We start from the raw sequence: 20183 nt of genomic DNA on the forward strand, positions 1-20183 counted from the left end.
GGAGTTCGGCGGCTCGGCGGTCCAGGTGTCGCAGGACGGCGGACTGGGCCATCGTCTGGACGGGGTCGGTGAGGACTACGAACGCGGGCCTACTCGGCGACTGGTCGATCAATCACCCGGGAAAATACGCCCTTCGCGCACTCCCAGGGAGCCGATCCACAAGTCCTGAGCATTGCTCCTTGCACGATGGCCTGCTCTTGTTCAGGGAGCATTCAGCGACAGCGGATGCACGCCTCGGGCAGACACCCGCACGTTCACGACCCACGACCGGCTACACCACTTGGCGGGACATCACCCTGCATCGCCCTCCAGTTGCGGCATATAGGTGACCGGCGTTGACTGGAATTACCTTGATGACCAGCGAGAGTCGGATGTGATTTTCGCCGCCCACTCTTCAGCGCGTCGTCGTCAACTCTCCCGCGCTGCGCTAGTCGTGCCTGCCGCCAAGCGGCAAGACCAGCTGGACATGTCGTGCGACCACGGAATGCTCATGCTGGTACCCGCCATCTGAGGTTCGCAATGACACACGTCTCTTCTGCCCGCAGCCAACTACCCCGGATCATGGCCCTGCTCATCACGGCCGCCTTGACGCTTTCCCTCTCGGTCACGTTCACGCTCACCTCAGCGAAACAGGCAGCCGCTTGCCTAGCCACAAGTAATCTTCCAGGCAAGTGGTATTCAAGCAATGACAGGCTGAGCCGCATCGACGTATGGGTTTCAGACAGCTGCGGTCTTTACATCAGGGCCTATTCCACGTGCGACTACGACGCGACGAAGGACTGTCCCTGGGACGGCGGCCGGTCGAAGAAGCTGTCTCCCAGCAGGTACGTCGCGGGCGCCCAGTACGCCAAGTACACATGGAACAACGCGAGCGAGCAGCTGCGCCTGGCCCGGGAGTCGGCCTACTTGTCGGTTCAGGACCACATCGAATGGAAGTCCGGCAAGATAGAAAACTTCACCGTGCGCATGTCCAAGTGATCGCCGAAATTGAGTCCGTGGAAGCAAGTGACCTGCGAAGGACTGGGGTCTCTCAGGGCCCCGGGGAGCAGGGCTGATGCGTTCTCAGGTGGCGAGATGAGGGTTTCACCCCGGTGTGGTGCGTTGTGGTCGATGTCCCCGGCTGGAAATGGCGAACGCGACTCCTGATGATCAAGGTTCTCGAAGCCGAAGATCATGAACAGGGGTCGCGTTCGCATGCCGTCTTTCCTGATCGACGCCCTCTACCGCGAGGACGTCGACCTCCCATGCCCGGCTCCCCCGGGTGCCGCAACCCTACGAATGGTTGGGGTCTCCCAGGAAGAAACGTAGAGCGCGCCGACCTGGTCGCCGACGCACTGCGGATGGCGGCCTCGACCCGCGGCCGCCCGGACGGCGCCGTGTTCCACTCCGACCACGGGGCGCAATACGGATCCCGGGCCTTCGCCGGCCTCTGCGACCAGCTCAGGGTCACCCCGTCGATGGGCACGGTCGGCGCCAGCGCCGACAACGCGGCCTGCGAAAGCTTCCACGTGTCCCTGAAACGCGAGACCCTCCAGTGCGCCCACGACTACGGCGACGCCGACACCTGCCGCAGGACCGTCTTCGCCTGGCTGACCCGCTACAGCACCCGCCACCGGCACTCCGCCAACGGCCACCTCGCTGAGCTTGGCTGATCATGTCGCTGGTGCTGTGCCGTATTCATGGGGACGGGGCAGCGTGCCGGTGATTTTCACCGGGCCAGGGGAGTAAAGGCGCCTGACAGCGGGCCAGTTATTCGAACAGGGCGGCCGGTCGGATGCGGAGATCGCGCGCCTCCTGGGAGTGAGCGCACAGGCGGTGCGCAACTGGCACCACGCCTGGAGCGAGAGCGGTCCCGAGGCCCTGTTCGGGCACGGCATCGCCGACGCGCAATGCGCCCTGGCCAACCTCGCCGCCCTCACCCTCGACGAACTCACCCACGCTGTTCGAACAGGACTCCGCGGCATCCAGCACCGACCGGCCCTGCTGACCGTATTCCTCGCCCACACCGGACTCGAAATCCACCCAGCACCAACCTGATCAGAAAAGCTCAGTCAGCCCCAGCGCATACGAACGCCGACACCACACCGCTGAACTCACGCTCGCCGTGTGATCAATAACCGCGTGCCCATCTTCACGGGGGAAGGCCCGCATCCGGAACGATGTCACGGGTCCGAAATTTGGGCGGCTGGGGATTGCCGCGTACTGCTTCGCACGCTGTAACTCGGCGGATAGGTTCAGCCCGCCGATGACGTCAGATTGACGCCGCACTGACATCGATTCCGTACCCTCGAACGAAGATGCACAAAGTCGGAGCGGACGCCATGGCCTCCAGAGCGATCACCTCGGATGGGATTTCCGTGGAAGCCGGGGGATGACGGAATCGATGCAGTTCGGTGCAGCACTGGCTCATTGCACCGAATGCCACGCGATGTCTTACGACGGAGATGCTGCGCAGGGCGTCTGCCCAACCAGCCGCGGCCATGAGGCCATCGGCTACGACTCCGTCCCTGCACCAATTAGAAAGCCTCGTCATGGTTGCTCTGTCCAACGTCCAGTTCGGCAAGCGGAACGAGGACGTACGCACCGTACAGAAGGCCCTGATCAAACGGGGCCGCAAGATCTCCGACGGCGCCACCGGCCTCTTCGGAGACCAGACCAAGGCCGCCTACCGCGCCGAACAGCTCGCCCAGGGCTTCACGGGAGCCGACGCCGACGGCGTGCCAGGCCTCACCTCCCTGGCCACCCTGGGCCACCTCACCGGCCTCTTCCACGTCGAGGACAGGAGCGCGCCCGCCGCTGCGGGGCGTCCCGGCAAGGTGCCCTCACCCGTGCCCGGCCACAAAGTCAGCTTCGAATTCTACGAGCGCGGCAAATACGCCTGGAGGCCCGACGGTGTCGGCCGGCACACCGGCCAGGACTACGCGGCCGACTCCGGGGTCCCCGTGGTCGCCGTACGCAGCGGAACGATCGCCTGGTCCAACGGGCAGGGCGGAGCGTACGGCCAGTGGATCGGGCTCGCCGCGGACAACGGGCATGTCTACACGTACTGCCACCTCTCACAACGGCAGGTGAACGCCGGACAGCACGTCGCTGCCGGACAGCAACTCGGCAAGGTCGGCACCACGGGCAACTCCACGGGACCGCATCTGCACTTCGAGATGTCTAAGGGCCCCGCCTGGTCCTACGGCAATGTCGTCAAGCCCAACTGGTGAGCGAGGGCGAGGAGCCGGAGACCGGCCCGCACGAGGTGCACGGCGCGATCCGTGACCAGTGGGCGAACATGGGCTGGGAGAACTGCTACCTCCGCTACCCGACCTCCGACGAGAGGGGTGAGGGCGACGGCCGCTACAGCCAGTTCCAGGGCGGGTACATCCGTTGGTCACCGGAGAAGGGGGCGACCGCGCAGCGGGCCACTCGGTACGACGACAGCTGACCGGCCGGAACGGTGGAGGTGTTCCGCAGACGTCGGTCGGCGTCGTGCGGAACACCTCGGAGGTCGACCGAACGGTTCAGCCCCGACCGAACCTCCTGGGTTCGGGCCGCGGCTCGACGGGCTCCTGCGGCGGCCTCTCGCCGGGAGCCGCCTTCTCGGGGCTCTGCTCCTCGGAGCCGGGCTTCATGTCCTCGGCGCTCTTCTGGGCATCCTTCGCGCTCGGCTTCCGGCCGGGGCCAGATTCCTTGGGCTTCGCCATCGTGGGTTCTTCCTTTCCTCAGTTGGGTTTTCGGGTCCTTCTCACCCAACCCATATGACACTATTTGCGGTATTCGGGCGCTACCCACAGTTGATCCGCCAGACAGGTGACAATCCGCGTCCGCGCCCTTCAGTTCCCCTGGCCGTCCCAGGAACTCGGGTGAACTGCCTCCTGTGAACCTGGACGACGTAGTGCGCTGCGAGATCCACCCGGCGGTCGGCATCGCCCGTGTAGGCAACAGCCCGGACGAGTTCTTCGTCGGACCCGAGACGCCCGGCACCCCGGCACGACCGGCGGGTGGCTTCAAGGACGCCGCCGGACGGGTGAAACGGCAGGCGGCACGGTTCCGGGTCTACGGCTACGACGCGCACGGCAACGTCCTCGGCGAGCTCACGGCGGACCAGGCGGACATCTCCTGGACGGTCGAGCTCGCCAATGCCAAGGCCGCGTGGTTCAGGTTCCTCGGACGCCGTCATGCCGCACCCGAGGGCGACACGACCCGAACCGATCCGAGAACACGTCGGAACCAGGCCATCGATGTCGACGATCCCGAGGCCCGCGCCGAACTGGTCGTCAAGCCCGGCCCCCGGACCGTGGTCGGCCGCGACCAGGACGGCAGCGGCAGCCGCTTCGACACCGGCACCTTCCTCGGCAAGCAGGTACCGCTGGGCGAACTGCGCACCGACGGCGAGGGCCGTCTGCTGGTGCTCGGCGGGTTCGGTCACTCCGGCACCACTGCCGCGAACAACCCGATCATCCACTACGCAGACAACGACCTCTGGTACGACGACGTGTCCGACGGTCCCGTCGCCGCGACGGTGCTCCTGGGCGGGGGCACACGGACGCTGGAGGCGAGGCCCGCGTGGGTCGTCGTAGGACCGCCCGACTTCTCGCCGGACACCGTCAATCTCGTCACGCTCTACGACGTGGCCGCCGAAGCCCGGGGCGAGCACGAGAGCGAGCGCAGCGACGTCTCCTTCACCCGGCACATCTTCCCGATCCTGCGGCGCGTCAGCGACCTCCAGTGGGTCAACGCGGCCGCCCTGCGCGGCCACGGCGAAGGGGAGCCCGGCCACTTCGTCGCTCCGGCGCTGCTACGGCGGCTGGCCGCGAGCGGACCGGAGAGCGCCGAACTCAGGCAGGGCGTCTTCCGAGTGCTGCGCGCACCGGAGCCGAACGCCGCCGAGGCGACCTCGGAGTACATGCCGCAGCTCGCGGGGGACGACGGGGAACCCATGGACGGCCGGCCCGGAAGATGGATGTCACTGCTGCCGGGCCAGTACGACCGGATGAGGCGCTGGGCGGAGGGAGACTTCGTCGAGGACTGGACCGGTCAGGAGCCCGAGCCCGCGCAGCCCTCTCCGGCCGAAGAGCCGCACGCACTGCTCCGTGCGGCCCTGGAGGCGTGCTCGGGCGGCCCGTTCTACCCGGGGATCGAAGTGACCTACGTCGTCCAGGACCCGGACACCTGGTCGGAGCCCTTCCGTCTTCGTGAGGGCTCCGAGGCGGGCGACCTCACCAAACACATGGCCCTCCCCTGGCAGGCCGACTTCTACGAATGCAACACCCATTGGTGGCCCGCCCAGCGGCCCGACGACGTCTATCCCGAGTCCCACTTCCTCGCCCTGATCCGCTCCGCCGGCAAACAGGGCGCACAGGTCACCGGCCCGTTCCCCTACCGGCGCCCATGGGCCCGCGGAGTCGGGCAGCAGGTGGTCCACAGACCGAAGCTGCCCCGCGCCGCCGGTGAGAGCGACACGGCCTACGAGAAGCGGGTCGCCGACGCGTGGAAGAAGGTGCGCGAGCACACCGGTGCCGACGACATGGTCACGCAATGGAGCCGGCTGGGTTTCGTCGTCGCCCGCCGGTCCCCGGACGGCAGCCGCGTCCTCGTCGAGACGGAGCGGGCGCACCAGGTAGGACTGAGCCACCGCGACTGGTTCTACACCCTCCAGCATCCCGACCGCTTCCCCGAGCAGGTCAGGGCCTCACGGGCATTCGTGGACAGCGTTCTGAGAGCCGCCGTGGCAGCGCAGTGCAGTCCCAGTGCCCCGCAGACCCTGCGCCCCTTCCGCTACACCCGGGAGAACCTCGAAGAGCGTCTCGACCTCATCTACACCCGCCTCTCCCAGGACGCCGAGGCGTACGATCCGGCGGAGCAGGACATCGAGCCGGTCTTCCGCACCCGGGACTCCGTCGTCGAACGGCTCAAGCAGCTCGCTCCCTTCAACCTCCTCGACGGCGTCTGGCTGCGCTACCTCACCGAAGGCAAGCCCATCGACGAGGTGCACGCTCTGCTCTTCCGGATCTGGAAGGAGGAGGTCGGCGACGGCAACCCGGCCCTGAACCACTCGAACCTCTACCGCACCCTGCTGCAACAGCTGGGGATCTACCTGCCGTCCGTCGACTCGTACGCCTTCGCGGCCCGCACCGATCTCCTGGACTCCGCCTACACCGTGCCGGCGTTCGAGCTGGCGATCTCCGCGCACCCCGAGGCGTACTTCCCCGAGCTCCTCGGCATGACCCTGTTCCTCGAATGGGAAGTTCTGGGAGTCGCGCCCGTGGCGAAGCTGATGGACCACCACGGGATCGACTCGCGGTTCTTCCGCATGCACATCGGCATCGACAACGCGGCGGACGGGCACGGCGCGCTGGCCCGAGAGGCTGTAGTGCAGCATCTCGACCAGGTCCACACCCTGGGCGGCGACCGAGCCGTCCAGCAGCAGTGGGAGCGTATCTGGAACGGCTACGTCGCCTTCCAGAGCACAGGCAACCTGGGTGAGGAACTGGTGGCACGGCTCAACGCACCGCCCACAGCCGAGGAGCGCCTGCTCACCTCGATCCGGGACAAGGCGTCGAGGGCGGCGCTCAACCATGGGGAGAAGAAGCTCGCGGGCACCTGTCTCAACGACTGGTTCGCCGACCCCGAGGGACTTCTGAACGCGCTGAGCGAGTCAGAGTGGGTCTGCCCCGGAGATCCGGACGCCAGCACGTTCCTCCGACTCCTGGCCTGGGACGGTCCGATGTACAAGGTCTTCGACGCCGAGGAGACCGGATTCTGGCGGGACTGGATCCGCGCCCTGGTCGAGCAGCGCACGCAGGAGCGGGCGTACTCCCCGCTGGAGGCGATGGTCCTCCTGGCGGACGCGGTGCGCGCCCGCCCGGCCGCCTACCTGTCCGACACGCGCACCCTCATCGGCCCGCAGCCCGGCGACCCCGACCACCTCGTCGAGAGACCGGTCGCCTGGTGGGCACTCCAGCCCGCCCCGGTGCTGCTCGCCGCGATCGCCCATCCCGCCAACGCCCTTGCCAGCACCGGCGTCGCTGGTCCGCCGACCGCCGAGCAGGGAGGTTTCCCCCCATCCCGGCGGGAGTTCATCCACGCTTTCTTCGACCGGGCGGATCACACGGACCTGACCAAGGACCTGCCTGTGCCGAAGCCGGTGCGCGACATCGTCTCCGACTGGGTCGAGGCAGGCTGCCCGCTGCCCGACGCGACAGCTCCCCTCAGCCGGGTGAGCATGTCCACCGCGCAGGCCGCCACCAATGCCGACAACCCGCTGCGGCCGCTCATCAACGGCATGGGAACGATCCATTGATGCGTGGGGTCGGCTGCGCGGACGTTCTGGTGGCCGGCGCCGGTCCAGCCGGCTGCGCCGCCGCCCTCACCCTGGCGGCCACCGGTGCCGACGTCGTCCTCGCGCACCGGCCGCACCCTCGCCAGAGGCATGTCGGAGAGAGCCTCGCACCCACCGCACGGCCTCTGCTGGCCAGGCTCGGCGTCTTGGACAGGGTCGCATCGCACGGGCACGAGCCGTGGTACGGGACCCGCTCCGTCTGGGGAGACAGCACCCTCACGGCGTCGGACTTCATCGACGGCCCCTACGGCCCGGGCTGGCTTCTCGACCGGCGGGCCTTCGACGTCTCGTTGCGTGACGCCGCACGCGAGGCGGGGGTGCGCCGCCACGACGGCAGCGTCACCGGCGTTGGCCGCGTCGGGCAACTGTGGCGCGTGTCGCTGTCCGGCACCGAGGTCGTCGTGCGCTACCTCGTCGACGCCACCGGGGCGAGTGCCCGCGTCGCCCGCAGGCTGGGGGCACGCGTCGTGGCGACCGACCATCTCGTCGCGATCGCTGCCGTGCTCCCCGGGCGTACGGCGGCGGGAGACATCGGAAGCGGCGCCGAACGCACCTCTCTCGTGGAGTCCGCCCCCTTCGGTTGGTGGTACACCGCGCCCTTGCCAGGCGGACGCACTATTGTCATGGCCGTCACGGACGCGGATCTCGTCGCACCGACGGGCCTGCGCCACCCAGCCGGCTGGTGGGAAGCTCTCACCGCCACACAACAGGTGAGGACCCGGACGTGCCTGCACGGGAGCCGGCCGCCGCAAGGACTAGCCGTGTTGCGGGCCGGTACCTCGTGCACGTCACCCACGGTCGGCCCCGGCTGGGCCGCCGTCGGCGACGCGGTGACAGCGACCGATCCCGTGGCCGCGCGCGGTATCACCGCCGCACTGGCGACCGGCGTCTCGGCCGGTTCCGCGATGGCGGCCGACGCCCACGGCGACGGGGACGCCCTGACCCGTTACGCGGAACTCACCACCGTGGTGCACACGGAGTTCCTCCGGGCACGCGCAGCCTGCTATCGAGCGGAGGACCGATGGACCGGGCCCTTCTGGACACGACGCAGGCACGACCCGCACGCCAGGCCGTAGGTGCCGTCAGTCCGTGGGCCCCTTCACTCCGTGGGCGCGGGCACGAGGCGCCAGGCCTGGTTCTTCCCGCCGAGGCAGTCCCACTGCTCCAGATACGCTCCCGCGGACGGTGCTGTCAGCCTCGGGTTGTGCGCCGTCAGGCACTTGCCGCTGTGACGTACGCGGAGGTCCCAGGAGCCGTCACGTCGGCCGGCCAGGGACCAGACCTGGTTCGCGTCGTCCTCGCACGAGCTCGTGACAACCCTGGCTCCGTTCCCCTTGCCGTATTCCGCCACGGTCAGACAGCCACCCTGCGAACCGGCCACGATCTGGAAGGCGTTGGACAGGGCCACTCCGCCGCCCCACCGCTGGAACTCGAACTGCTGGCTCTGTGTGCCCTGATCGTTCGCGACCATCGTTCCGGTACCGCTCTCTGTCGCCGCGCCCTCGGCGTCGACCACGAGTACGGACAGTTCCTCCGCGCCGCGTCCCGCGGGCACGATGGTGATCGCGTACGACTCGGCAGGGTAGAGGAACGGGTGGGCGTTGGAACCGTCCGTACGCACCGTGGCCTTCCAGCGGTTCGGCGCCTCGGCGTTCTCCTGTGCGGTCGTGGTACGGGTCTCGGGGACGACGCACACGAGGTCCTCCGGGGTCGCCAACCGCCAGACGTAACCTTGCAAGCATGTCGCCGGTCCCCACGGTCCGCCCTCGGGATTGCGCCGCGCATCCTCCTGGCTGTTGTCGGCTGCGGCCTGGTCCTGGACCGCCTGAGGCACACAGACATGGTCGTCGGGCGACGTCAGCCTCCAGACATGGCCCTCGACGCAGGCATCGGGATCGTACGAGGCCGGTGCCGATGCCCCGGGTGTGAGGCCGAGGCCGGCCACGCCCGCAGTCAGCGCAGCGATGAGCAGAGCTGATGTCCTGGTCACGGCAGCCTCCCAGGGGACGTCACGCCTCGGTCATGCCGGTGTCGGGCCACATGAGCGCGAGATGGTTGGCGTAGAACTCGTCGTCGGTCGCGAGGCAGGACGCCTTCCAGATCTCGTTGAGGGTCCGGCTCGGGTCGCTGCCCAGATAGGCGGTGCGCAGCAGCAGTTTGTTCCTCATGGCTGTGCCGTTGGCGCCGTCGGCCAGCTGTCCGGCAGCCAGCTGGACCCCTTCGGCGTATCGCGCCTGCTTCTGCTCGATGGTCTCGGCGCTGTCCAGGGAGTAGGGCCCTTGCGGGTAGGCCGGCTCGCCCATGTCCAGCGCGCCGTACATGAGCCCGTAGCAGTGGCCCATGGTGCCGTAGGCGCGCGGCGCGGAGTCGAGCGCGTGCCAGATCTCCCCCGCCATGGTGATGGGCATCAGGAGGGCATTGGCCGGTTCCACAATGGCCAGCGCGCCCTCCGCACGGGCGAGGATGAGGCCGGCTTCCACGAGGGTGGTGATGAGGTGGACGCCGGTCTCGATCTCACCGGAAGTGGGCGTGGGCGCCTCGGGGGCGGGCGGTGGGGCGAGCGGCTGCCCCGTGTCGGGGTCGAGCGCCACGCCGTTCTGGTCGTTGTAGGTGCGGGTGCCGTCGGCGTAGGTGTTGAGCACGTTCCCGTTGGAGAACACACGCATGCTGGAACCGTCGGCGGCGTAGTCGACCTGGTAGGTGCCGTCACCCCAGGTCGTCGTCGACGTGCCGTCGCCGTTGTCGACCGTCGTCGAACCATCGGTGTTCACCACAGTCTCGGACATGGTGTCCCGCCTCGCTCTCGTCTTCTCGTGTGTTCAAGTGACCGGGGTGACGTGCAGGCTCTTGCCCACGACGGATTCCCAGGCCGAGTACGGGCCCGTCCCCTTGATCGCCACGTTGCGCCGCCGGTACTCGAACTTCGGCTGGTCTGGGCGCACACCGACCACCAGGTCGGAGAAGCCGAAGGGGAGGTCGAGACTCGCCTCGGGGGCATCACGGTTGAGACTCACCGTCACGGCGTCGGCGGAGCCACGCCTCACCTCCACGTCGATACCGAATACGTCGGCGAGTTCGGGCGGCAGGCTCTCCGGATGCTTGAGCTGGTAACTGCTGACGTCCACCCGCGCCACCAGGCCGGTGGAGGTGCCGAGTTGATGGACCCGTTCGAGCATCACCGCGGGGTCCAGGCGCACGGTCACTCCGGTGAAGTCGAGTGCAAGGGAGCTCACCAGACGGGGGTCGACGGGGATGCGCTCGCTCTGGGTCAGTCTCAGCAGCACCTCCCCATTGCCCACCGGCGGATTGGCCGGCGGCTGGAACACGGGAGGAGCCCCGGCCGGCGCCGCTTCGGGAGGCGGCTGCACGGGGGGAGCATCCGGCAGGCCGACAGAGAAGGCTGCGGGCGTCGCTGCCGCGGCAGCGTGGTCCACAGGCACACCGGTCAACGGATCCAGCACGAGCAGGGCCGCCGTCACCCCGGCGACATCCGCCCGTACGGCGCCTGGGCTGCGCACCTTGGCGTAGAAGGGCGGTGTCCATCCCGTCGGCCAGGTCGCGGGGTCGGGGAACGGGGCGGTGATCTGCTCAGTCGTGAGGAATCCGTCGTCCGGGCGGTCCAGTCGTATGCGGACCGGAATCTCCCTGCGCGCCAGAGGTGCCTCCTCGTCCGGCGACGTCCGCAGGTCGAGCAGCACCCGTCCATCGACGCCGGTGGCGGCTCCCGTGGGCGGTGCAAGCAGCTGGGCGAGCAGTGTGTAGAACTCCATCGAGCAGTCGAGCACCAGCTCGAAGCCGCGGGCGTCCACTTGCGTGGTCTCGCTGTCCGAGCTCAGCGCCCTGCCGCCGAGGTCCTTCAGCCAGGTCGACTGATCGAACGTGGCTTTGGCGTACCCGCCCATCACCAGTTGCGGGTAGGACACCCCTTCCAGTTCGGCGATCACCGCGCGGAGCTTTTCGAGTTCGCGCTGGTCGAGCCAGGGCACCACCTTGAAGCGGACACGGACCTTCCATGTCTGGCTGCCGGTGGCTGCACCGTCGGCCCCGTCTTCGCGGACGAGCAGCACGCTCATGGCGGGGGAGCCCCGCTCGACTTCGAAGGCGAGCCGGTACTCGTGCGGGATCACGAAGTACTGGTTGGGCAGTGGCGACGCCTGCCACAGGCCCGCTCCACTCTCGACCCACACGTTGTCCGGGTCCAGACCCTCCTGGGAGTCCGCGCCGCTCTTGAAGTTCCAGTGGTAGTAGATCGGCCGGTTGGGCTTGTCGGACGGCGGCAGGTAGAGAAGGACTCCTCCCCCGCCGGGTCCCAGGAGCATGGAGGCATTGTCGACATGGAGCAGTTCCAGCATCGATGCCTGGATCTGCTCGTCCAGGGTCTGGGCGAGCCGGTAGGCCTGTTCGTCCGAGCCTCCGTCCGCCCGGAACTGGTCGAGGGTCTCGCGTCGGGACAACTGCGCGACCTGAAGCTGCTCTTCTTCCTCGGGGGTGGGTGAGGCGCTGTTCTGGTCGCGGTAGTACACCGTTCCGCTCACAACGATGGCCGCGTTCATGTCGGTGCGCAGGGTTTCGGCCATGACGGCCGGGTCCACGGTAACGGCGAGCGCCAGACGGCGCACCACACCCTCGGGCGGTGGCAGGTCGCTCACCGAGGTGAAGTCGGCCCCGGTCTCCGGTGCTGTAGCGGTGAGAACGGCCGCGATGTCACTCAACGGCAGCGCCTGCGCCTCGGGAGATGCGCCGTCCGGCCGGACCAGGTCGATCCACACCAGCAGGCTCCATCTGCCGGTGTCGTCCTCCTCCAGGAACACGGCGGGTGTCTTGGACCTCTTCGAGCGGGTCGGCAGGACGGCGACGGGCACGAAGCACTCGGTCCCGTCGCCGCTCCTGAGCACCTCCCCGGACTCCATCGGCGCGGTTTCCAGTACAGGGATCGCGTCCACCGAGAGCTCCGCCTGGTGGGCGATCACATCGCCCAGGAGACCCGGCTGGAAGGTGCCTCCCGCCATGGTCATGTTCGGTCCGGTCGCCGCGTCCGTCAGACCGGGACCCAGGTCCAGTGCCTGGAGGCTGGAGACGTTGAGCTCATCGGTCATGACATCGTCCCTTCAGCGCCCGCTGCCGCCGTCAGAGCTCGAGAACGAGCAGCTCGTCGCTGGTGGAGGTGACGGGCACGGACTTGCGTGTGCCGTCGGTGCCGTAGCCCTCGACCTCGTACGTGTAGGTCTGGGCGGCGGGATCCTTCAGCGTCACCTTCCAGGACGGGTTCTGAGCGGCGTTGCCAGCGGTCAGCTGGAACGTCTCGTCCTGCACCGCGTGCGTGACGGGGTCCTCGTAGCGCAGTTTCACCACCACGAGCTTCCACTTGGTCATGTCCAGTGCCCCCGCGGTCACGGACACCTCCATCAGCGAGCTCTTGACCTCACCGACGGGGACGCTGCCCTCCTGGCCGACCTGCCACTGTCCGGATGCCGTCGTCCCGTCGGCGTAGTTGATGTCGGCCTTGTACTGGAACTCACGCTTCTTCGCGTCGGGCAGGTCGACCTCCCAGCGCCAGGGTTCCGTGTTGTTGACGAACACGTGCGTGTCCTCTGTGTGGTACTTGGCGTCCTCGTCGGCGTACTTGGTGGACAGCACGATCGACTGAAGGGGCGGGAAGAGCCCTTGAGGAGTGAAGGTCGCTGCCATGCGGTCCTCGAATGGGGCGTCGATCAGCAGCTGGGCCGTGGAAGTGCGGTCCGGTCCGGTGACGAGCCTGCTGCCGTTCCTGAGCAGGAACTCGCAGGAATACTCGTACTCCTGCGAGGTCTGCCCGCCTGTGTAGCTGAACCAGCTTCCCTCCGGCGCCGTGGCGGTGAGCACGAGGGTCTGCGTCGCGGAGGGCAGGTTCACCCCGGGAAGCTTCAGGTCGACCTGGATGGACTGCACCGCCGTCCACGGCACGGTGCCCGCGACCACCTTGACGTCGACGCAGCCAAGGCGGTCGTACCCGATGATGAGGCTTTTCTCGCGCGTGGTCTGCGGGCCGATGTCCGTCGACTGCTGCGCCGCCTTGTAGTGCAGTCTGCTGGAGTAGCTGTAGGTGTTCTTCGGCGCTCCTTGGGCGTCCTTGGCAAGGGTCGTGCGGAAGTAGTACGTCTCGTCGCCCTTGACGAAGTCGTACGTCTGCGAGAACGCCTTGGCCTCGCCGGTACGGTCGTCGGTCTGGTGGTAGTCCAGCGTCACCTGGATACCGGCGATGGGGTCATTCTTGAAGTCGGCGGTCACCCGCACAGGGACCTGGAGCGTTTGGAAGATGGGTGTGTTGAGGTCCGCGGTCGTGAATGCCTTCTCCAGTTGGGGCTTGGTGACCATGGCGACCAGCGCCGCGTTGGGGTTTGCCGAGAACGGCCGGGCCATGCTGCCGTGGAAGGTCATCCCGAATTCGCGGATGTCGGTCTGCTTGAACTCCTTCAGCCAGAGCTGGTTTCCTCCGACGGGGGGTGCATCGGGCGGCTTGAAGTTCTGCATCGGGTCCGTGCCCAGCTTCTCCTTGTTGAGCTGTCCGTTGATGACCGGCTGGGTGAAGATGTTCTTCAGGTACGTCTCCGTGATCTCGAGGACGAAAGTCTCCAGTTGCTCGCGCAGCTTGTCGTCACCGGTGGCGAAGTCGAATTTCGTGTACTGCACATCGAGGCTGCCCGCGATGTTCTTGAGCTCCTTGAGGCTGGACACCTGCGGATAACTGCGGACGGGAACACCGTCCTCGGTCTCCACGATGGGGGCGTGTTCCTTGAGTTCCTCGTAGACGTTGTTCGCGTCGCCCGAGACGGTGACGGTGATGGCGGGCACCCTGGCGACGAACTTCAGGGAGTACGCCACATGCGCGGTGAGCTTGCCCGACTTGACACCCTCGCGGAACAGCCGGATACCTTCCTGCCCCAAGGCGATGGTGAAGCTCGCCACGTTCGAGCCGGTGAGGGACGGCTTCGTCTTGGCATCGTCCCCTTTGATGAAGGTCGGGCCGAGGGCCGACGGGAGGCAGAACTGCACATCACCCTCGACCCAGGTGGGGTAGGCGATTTTGGGGTCGCCGCCCGTGGCCTGCCGATACTCCGTCACCACCTGTCCGCCGACCGCGACAGGGCGAGCCAGGTCCATTGCGCCGGACAGCACCTGACTGCGCAGATACGCGACGATCTTGTCCTGATCCGCCTTGTCCACGGTGGACTCGACCGTCATGCTCAGAATCCCGCCCTCGGTCTCACCTTCGGGTAGTGGCTCGTCAATCCCGGCCAGCAAGCTCAGATCCCGGGCGAAGGCGAGAATCGACAGCGTCGGTTCCCCGTCGGGGCCGGTCATGAGACGGACGGGCTGGGGAACCATCCAGAACTGAAGCGGATCCTCGTCGTCCTGGTAGATGTCCACGTGACCCACGTCGGGGACCACGAACTTGTTCAACAGGTTCAGCATGACGTCTCCTTGACAGCCGTTCACGCGGGAGGGAGCTGCAGAACGATCACCGGATCGGATCCAGGTGTCTCGGGCGTGCTGCGACGCCCGCCGTCGCGCAGGTAGAACGTGGAGGTGACGGTGTAGCGGTCCGGCGACTCAGCGGCCTTGTCCGACAAGAGCAGTCGCAGGCCGATGCTGGTGGGCCGCCCGGGCGCGAACATCACCTCGTGGGTGTCCGTCTCCCCGGCCGGGCCCGACTCGCTCAGGGTGGTCTTCACCAGCTTGACCACCGAGAAGTCGACGAGGTCGGCCACCACGGTGACCTCCAGGACCGCGGTGGGCGCCGGTCCGATGTACAGCCGCTCGCCAAATGAGGCTTCCTTCCAGGCGTCGACGGTGGAATGTCCGTCGGCGAAGAGGGCCGTAACGCGGTACTTGAGAGTCGAAGGGGCTGTGTCGGCGGACCCGGTCAGCCAGTTCGCGGTGTCGGCCTCGGGTGTCAGTCGCACGGTGGTGGCCGACGTGTGGCCGGAGCCGTCGTTGCTCTCCAGGTCCACGAAGAAGGCCGTGATGCCGTAGAGCCACCCGCCCGCGCTCAGTCGTGCCGTCCGCCGGACATCCGACGGCGGCGGAATGATGACCGTCCGGTCCGTGGCCGGCACCCAGTCGACGTCGGTGGTCCGCCCGTCGGTGAGGTCGTAGGACAGCCGCATCTCGTACGGCTTGGTCACCGGTGCGTACAGGGCGCGTTCATAGCGCTGGGCAGGGTGCGCGGCGTCGAACTTCAGGGTGTCCTCGACCCGTTCGACACCGCGCTCGGCGTCCTCGTAGCGGAGCCCCACTTCCACGTGACGGACCGTCGCCCAGTCCAGCGCGGCCGCGCTCAGGTCGATCGTCAGCCAGCCGTCCGTGTCGACGCTGATCAGCACGATCTCCATGTCGGTTCGGATCTCGGGCAGTTCCATCACAGCGCTCGACGCCGCGAAGGACACCACCGGCCGGATCATGACCGTGCGGCCGAGGGCGGGGTCGACGGGACACACGAACCGGTCGGCTGTCTCGTTGTCGGTGAACACGGCCGAGTGGTGACGGTCCCCGTAGTCGACATGGGCCGTGACCGCCGCGATCCGGCCCGAGGAGAAGTCTGCGTTGCACCGCGTCACCAGGCGCCGCTGCTGGAAGATCGGATCGGACAGGTCGACCGACAGGAAACATCCCTCGTCACGGGGCAACTCCAGCGCGTCCAGGCTGCCCCCGATCTCGAAGGGCCACGGCAACCCCGCGGAGCCGGTGAACTCCGCGTCGATGTCGGAACCGGGGGGCGTGCCGTGCGGCGGCAGCCAGGGCGCGAGCCAGTCCCATCCCCAGTCGATGAACGCCCGCAGCAGTTCCGGATCGCCGTTCGCAGGCCAGTCCAGGACCTCGACGCCGGCGGCGGAAGCCTCGACCAGGGCGCCCCGCACGTCGGGGACCGCACTGAGCCGGTCCCACAGTGCGGTGACATCGGCGCCGCGGGCGTAGGCGTGGACCCTGCCGTCCGGGATGCGGGCCATGGCGTGCATCCGGTAGGAAGCTTGAAGCGCGGGCTTTCCCTCACGTAGCGCTTCCCATTGGACAGTTGTCGCCTCGCGCGTCAGCGCCGCCTGGAACGCCGCCGGACTCGCCCCCGACAGCGACGGCTGCGCGCTCACGGGCCCCCCGTCGCCGTCCACCGCGGAGCCGAGAAGGGAAAGCGTCGCTGTTCCGTCCAGCCAGAGCGGGTGGTCCATACGGGGTTCGACCGCCCCTGCACAGCTCGCCCGGGCGGCGGCGACCGCCTCCGCCTGCTCCTCCGGCCGCAGGGACAGATCTGTTTGCAATTCAATAATTCCGCCCCCGGGGCCACCGGGTGTGGAGCGATAACGCATCAGTGACAGCAGAGTGACGCCATCGGAATCCCGGCTGAGCCGGGGAAGCGACGCGATCGCGTAGAAGACCTGGGCGAACTCGTCGTCGGCGAAAAGAGACCAGGTGGGACGAGTGATGAGGGCCGGGAGGAGGAGCACTGGCGCCCACCTCTTCTCCTGCGTTCGGGCGGATCGCGCTCTAAGCTCAATATGAGCACAATCACCCACGAGGGGCAAAATGTTCACCGATTCCCAAGCGCGAATCGTCGTGACGCGGCTCGACCCTCCGACGGTCCAACTCCTCCCCGGCAGGCCCGCTTTGGACATCTCCGCTCACGGTGTGCCGATGGCGACGGTGGTGGGCACCGACACGTCCGCATCCGTGCAGATCAGCGCGCACTGGTGGCCGGACGGCAAGGAGACCGCCGCTCTGGTGGCGCAAGCCGCCGAGAAGATGGACGTGCCGGCAGCCACCGTGATCGTCACCCCTGGTCCAGTGACGGTACGTCAGGTCACCTTGGTGGCCCGACGGGAGGGCGAGGAGGAGACCGTGCTGGCATCGTCGGCCTCCTCCGGGATGCCTCCGTACACCGCTCTCCTGACGGGACCTCTGCCACCGGCCCTGCTTGCCGTCGCGCGCGAGGCACTCAACGGCCGACAGGGGCAGCTGCTCGTCCGGTTCGACGGAGTTCTCGGAACCGATGAGGTGGTCCGCGACCTCGACGTCGGTGAGGCGATGAGTGATGCCCCGGCAGATGCGAGGCATGTCTTCCTGACCGGCACGGCGACCGAGTCGCCCACCACCGACCCGGCAGCTCCTGCCGCAACGCTGCCGCTGCGCCTCACGGTGGCGCTGGGCACCGCCCCGGTCAGAGCGGTCGACCTCACCGGCACCGACAGCGCGGGCGCCCCGTGGACGGTGACGTTCTCGCCCGGCGGCCCGGTCCCGGAACAGTTGCCGACCGCGGAGAGCCTCGACATGGCCGTCCACGGCGAGAGCGGCAAGCCCTATCGACGCACCCTTCGCCCAGGCGCTTCCGGCTGGACCATCGACGAGGCCGCCCTGGGACTGGTGACGGTCACCTGCCAGGCACCGGGTCGCACCGACGGGGCAGTGGTCGTCCTGGACGTCTGGTACGAACCGGCCGGCGACGGGCTGCCCGATCACCGCACCGTCACCCTGGGCAAACCGGACTGGACGGCGTCCTGGCTGGTGGCCAGCGCCCAGGACGACCTCGGCGGAGAGCTCGTGATCGACGTGACGGAGACCACCGCCGGCGGCGTCGCCGTCCCGAAGCACACCGTCCATTCCACCAGCCCCCAGGTTCGGGTCTGAGAGCCGCCGGCGGCTGCCGGGCCCGGCCGAAGCGAGGACAGCATGCTCCAGATCGACAAAGCCCAGATGATCTCCGGCGTCCAGGTCTACGGCGACCACGCCGATCCGGCGCTGTTCTACGCGGTGCCGCAGATGCCGTCCTTCCGCTGCGACCCCGAGGGCCGGCCCATCTTCATGTATCTGAAGTACCGCGAGCCCAGGCCGGGTCCCCTGGGTAAGACCGGAGGCGGCTTCACGACCTTCGACACCCAGTTCGCCCTGGATGACGCCACGCGCCAGGTGATCATGGAGCAGCTGCGCCAGCAGGTGGGGGCCGATCTCGCCGACAAGGTCTCCCTCGGATCCATCACCTGGGCCAACGGCACAGCCCACATCAATCTCTCCGACGTGGACGAGAAGCTCGTCACCAAGGTCTGGAACCCGGTGAGCCCCTCGCTGTACGGCGACAACGTCACACCGTTCACGGTGGAGGTCCCCGACTTCGGCGCCACCCTCTTCGCCGAGGCCATGCAGGGCAAGGGCGGCATCGTGCAGGTCGCCTACGGCCTGAACGGCTGGGTGAAACTGCCCGCCGTCACGGGCTGGGGTACGTTCCACGGCTTCCAGTTCCGCCACTTCGCCCAGGAAGCCAAGGACGACGGCGGGTGGGGCGCCGACTCCTTCTCGGACAAGATCACCGAGCTGGCGATCAACTCCGACGTGATCAAGACCCACGTGGAAGCGGGGGTGGGGGCCGACCCCCAGCTGGTCGCCAAGATCGACGAGAGCATCCGGCGCACGGTGCTGGACATGGCCACCAAACGCATGGCGGAACAGATTCCGGGCTACACCGGTGACCGCAGCGTGCTGGAGGACTACGAGAGCATCCACCGCGAGTTCACCAACATACGCATCGACGACTTCCGCATCGACATCAGCCAGCAGACCGCGGTGCTCTGGCCGTTCAATCCGCAGGGCACCCTGCCGAACATCACGACCCTGGTGGACAAGAAGGGCCAACCGATCCAGTGGAACGACCACTACCGCTTGATCAGCTTGGACGACCCTTTCTTCCGCTCCTTCACCGTTCCGGTGCGGGTCAACGCGGACTTCAAGGACGGGCTGGTCCACAGCGTGGACCTGCACGTCGAGTACCAGGCGGACAAGCTGGTCACGAGCGACTACCACTTCGAGACACCCAACGAGGTGGCGTCGTTCTCCTCCTACACCGACAGCGGCACCGAGGAGTACCAGTACGCCTTCAAGGTCAACTACAAGGGGACCTCCACGGTCTACAACTCGCCTCCGGCTCCGAACAAGGGCCCGCTGACCCTCAACGTCGACGATCTCGGTGTCCTGGAGGTGGAGGTACAGCCCGGCAACCTGGACTTCGCGACCGTCGACGCGGCCACCGTCACCCTCGAGTACACCCCCTCCTCGGGGAGCCCGATCGGCGACCAGGTCGTGTTCACCAAGGAGAAGAACGCCGAGCAGACCCTGCGCTGGGTGATCGCGGAGAAGCGCGACCGCCCGGTCCGGTATCGCGTCGACTACCGGATGCCCGGCGGCCAGGTGATCGAACGGGACTGGACGGACGCGTCCGGTCAGCACATCTGGGTGAGGTCGCCCTTCACGAACGTGCGCAAGGTCAGGGTCTTCGCCGTCGGTGACCTCACCAGCAAGATCGACTCGATCGTCTGCGACGTCCGGTACGAGGATCCCGCGAGCGGGTACGAGTGGAGCGACAACCACGTCCTCAAGGCCGCCGATGCGTACAAGGAATGGTCGTTCCCGGTCCTTGAGGCCGATGCCGGCACGGTCACCTACAGCGCCATCGTGCGCTACAAGGACGGCAGCATCCGCGAGATCCCCGACACGGTGTCCGAGGACTCCACGATCACCGTCGGCGACCCGGTTGCCGCGGTGGTGGCGGTCACCATCACACCCGATCTCGTCGACTGGGGCACACACGTCCTGGTGAAGGTCGTCCTGACCGGCGGTGACCCTGCACAGCAACAGACCCAGAGCGTCGTCGTACGCAAGGACGGCCAGCTGCAACCGGTGGTGTTCTACCTCACCGACGCCGCCGCGAAGAAGGACTTCACCTGGACCGCCACCTACTACCGCGCCGACGGCACGAGCGCCAACACGGCACCGGTCACCACCGCCGACACCAATCTGCTGCTGCCGCGTCAGGCCGTCGCGCCCTGAGAGGTCC

Annotated in this window: 15 protein-coding genes; 9 read left to right on the top strand and 6 right to left on the bottom strand. The window is 67.7% G+C overall.

Annotation, left to right across the window (positions count from 1 at the left end):
* Positions 1-561 precede the first annotated feature (561 nt).
* The 5 genes from ACFYW8_RS03190 to ACFYW8_RS03210 all read left to right on the top strand — a co-directional run bounded on the left by ACFYW8_RS03190 (position 562) and on the right by ACFYW8_RS03210 (position 3433).
* Positions 562-978, top strand: a complete 417-nt coding sequence (locus ACFYW8_RS03190) for a hypothetical protein (protein ID WP_389066908.1) — start codon at positions 562-564, stop codon at positions 976-978.
* A 266-nt stretch (positions 979-1244) separates the two neighbouring features.
* The gene (locus ACFYW8_RS03195; protein ID WP_389066912.1) at positions 1245-1652 is read left to right on the top strand and encodes a DDE-type integrase/transposase/recombinase; all 408 of its coding nucleotides are present in this window, start codon (positions 1245-1247) and stop codon (positions 1650-1652) included.
* A gap of 82 nt (positions 1653-1734) precedes the next feature.
* Positions 1735-2037 (top strand): helix-turn-helix domain-containing protein, encoded by a 303-nt coding sequence (locus tag ACFYW8_RS03200; RefSeq protein WP_389068122.1) that lies wholly within the window; start codon positions 1735-1737, stop codon positions 2035-2037.
* 494 nt (positions 2038-2531) lie between these two features.
* Complete coding sequence (locus ACFYW8_RS03205) at positions 2532-3212, top strand: M23 family metallopeptidase (RefSeq protein WP_389066916.1); 681 nt, start codon at positions 2532-2534, stop codon at positions 3210-3212.
* The gene (locus ACFYW8_RS03210) at positions 3209-3433 is read left to right on the top strand and encodes an LGFP repeat-containing protein (RefSeq protein WP_389066920.1); all 225 of its coding nucleotides are present in this window, start codon (positions 3209-3211) and stop codon (positions 3431-3433) included. The genes ACFYW8_RS03205 and ACFYW8_RS03210 overlap by 4 nt, the downstream gene beginning before the upstream one ends.
* A 76-nt stretch (positions 3434-3509) precedes the next feature.
* Here ACFYW8_RS03210 and ACFYW8_RS03215 read toward each other — a convergent pair whose 3' ends face one another.
* A complete protein-coding gene (locus tag ACFYW8_RS03215; RefSeq protein ID WP_389066924.1) occupies positions 3510-3692 on the bottom strand; it encodes a hypothetical protein in 183 nt (60 codons plus the stop codon).
* 173 nt (positions 3693-3865) lie between these two features.
* On the opposite strand from ACFYW8_RS03215, the gene ACFYW8_RS03220 reads away from it, so the two are divergent.
* Together ACFYW8_RS03220 and ACFYW8_RS03225 are read left to right on the top strand one after the other, a co-directional pair.
* The gene (locus ACFYW8_RS03220; protein ID WP_389066929.1) at positions 3866-7291 is read left to right on the top strand and encodes a LodA/GoxA family CTQ-dependent oxidase; all 3426 of its coding nucleotides are present in this window, start codon (positions 3866-3868) and stop codon (positions 7289-7291) included.
* Entirely contained in the window at positions 7291-8406 is a 1116-nt protein-coding gene (locus tag ACFYW8_RS03225; protein ID WP_389066935.1) for an NAD(P)/FAD-dependent oxidoreductase, read from the top strand. Before ACFYW8_RS03220 ends, ACFYW8_RS03225 begins: the two co-directional genes overlap by 1 nt.
* A 23-nt stretch (positions 8407-8429) precedes the next feature.
* Here the strand turns inward: ACFYW8_RS03225 and ACFYW8_RS03230 are convergent, their stop codons facing one another.
* Genes ACFYW8_RS03230 through ACFYW8_RS03250 form a run of 5 tightly spaced genes read right to left on the bottom strand, consistent with a single transcriptional unit; the run spans position 8430 to position 16809 of the window.
* Complete coding sequence (locus ACFYW8_RS03230; RefSeq protein ID WP_389066940.1) at positions 8430-9320, bottom strand: RICIN domain-containing protein; 891 nt, start codon at positions 9318-9320, stop codon at positions 8430-8432.
* Positions 9321-9339: 19 nt separating this feature from the next.
* Positions 9340-10116, bottom strand: coding sequence for a hypothetical protein (locus tag ACFYW8_RS03235; protein WP_389066945.1), 777 nt, complete (start codon positions 10114-10116; stop codon positions 9340-9342).
* A 33-nt stretch (positions 10117-10149) separates the two neighbouring features.
* Positions 10150-12426, bottom strand: a complete 2277-nt coding sequence (locus ACFYW8_RS03240; RefSeq protein WP_389066949.1) for a hypothetical protein — start codon at positions 12424-12426, stop codon at positions 10150-10152.
* Positions 12427-12457: 31 nt separating this feature from the next.
* Positions 12458-14782, bottom strand: coding sequence for a hypothetical protein (locus ACFYW8_RS03245; RefSeq protein ID WP_389066952.1), 2325 nt, complete (start codon positions 14780-14782; stop codon positions 12458-12460).
* 20 nt (positions 14783-14802) lie between these two features.
* A complete protein-coding gene (locus tag ACFYW8_RS03250; protein ID WP_389066957.1) occupies positions 14803-16809 on the bottom strand; it encodes a hypothetical protein in 2007 nt (668 codons plus the stop codon).
* A gap of 187 nt (positions 16810-16996) precedes the next feature.
* Here ACFYW8_RS03250 and ACFYW8_RS03255 point away from each other — a divergent pair, with 187 nt between their 5' ends.
* Together ACFYW8_RS03255 and ACFYW8_RS03260 are read left to right on the top strand one after the other, a co-directional pair.
* Positions 16997-17986 carry a hypothetical protein gene (locus ACFYW8_RS03255; RefSeq protein ID WP_389066961.1) on the top strand — a complete coding sequence of 330 codons (990 nt, stop codon included), beginning with the start codon at positions 16997-16999 and terminating at the stop codon, positions 17984-17986.
* A gap of 42 nt (positions 17987-18028) precedes the next feature.
* Complete coding sequence (locus tag ACFYW8_RS03260; RefSeq protein WP_389066966.1) at positions 18029-20176, top strand: hypothetical protein; 2148 nt, start codon at positions 18029-18031, stop codon at positions 20174-20176.
* The last annotated feature ends 7 nt before the right edge of the window (positions 20177-20183 follow it).

Origin of the sequence: Streptomyces sp. NPDC002742 (assembly GCF_042888885.1) — a bacterium.
In the GTDB taxonomy this organism is placed as follows: Bacteria; Actinomycetota; Actinomycetes; order Streptomycetales; family Streptomycetaceae; genus Streptomyces.

Excerpts from the sequence above, each read along its gene's own strand:
- ACFYW8_RS03190 (WP_389066908.1), top strand. The coding sequence starts at position 562 with ATGGCCCTGCTCATCACGGCCGCCTTGACGCTTTCCCTCTCGGTCACG.
- ACFYW8_RS03195 (WP_389066912.1), top strand. The coding sequence starts at position 1,245 with ATGCCCGGCTCCCCCGGGTGCCGCAACCCTACGAATGGTTGGGGTCTC.
- ACFYW8_RS03205 (WP_389066916.1), top strand. The coding sequence starts at position 2,532 with ATGGTTGCTCTGTCCAACGTCCAGTTCGGCAAGCGGAACGAGGACGTA.
- ACFYW8_RS03215 (WP_389066924.1), bottom strand. The coding sequence starts at position 3,692 with ATGGCGAAGCCCAAGGAATCTGGCCCCGGCCGGAAGCCGAGCGCGAAG.
- ACFYW8_RS03225 (WP_389066935.1), top strand. The coding sequence starts at position 7,291 with ATGCGTGGGGTCGGCTGCGCGGACGTTCTGGTGGCCGGCGCCGGTCCA.
- ACFYW8_RS03235 (WP_389066945.1), bottom strand. The coding sequence starts at position 10,116 with ATGTCCGAGACTGTGGTGAACACCGATGGTTCGACGACGGTCGACAAC.
- ACFYW8_RS03240 (WP_389066949.1), bottom strand. The coding sequence starts at position 12,426 with ATGACCGATGAGCTCAACGTCTCCAGCCTCCAGGCACTGGACCTGGGT.
- ACFYW8_RS03245 (WP_389066952.1), bottom strand. The coding sequence starts at position 14,782 with ATGCTGAACCTGTTGAACAAGTTCGTGGTCCCCGACGTGGGTCACGTG.
- ACFYW8_RS03255 (WP_389066961.1), top strand. The coding sequence starts at position 16,997 with ATGGCGACGGTGGTGGGCACCGACACGTCCGCATCCGTGCAGATCAGC.
- ACFYW8_RS03260 (WP_389066966.1), top strand. The coding sequence starts at position 18,029 with ATGCTCCAGATCGACAAAGCCCAGATGATCTCCGGCGTCCAGGTCTAC.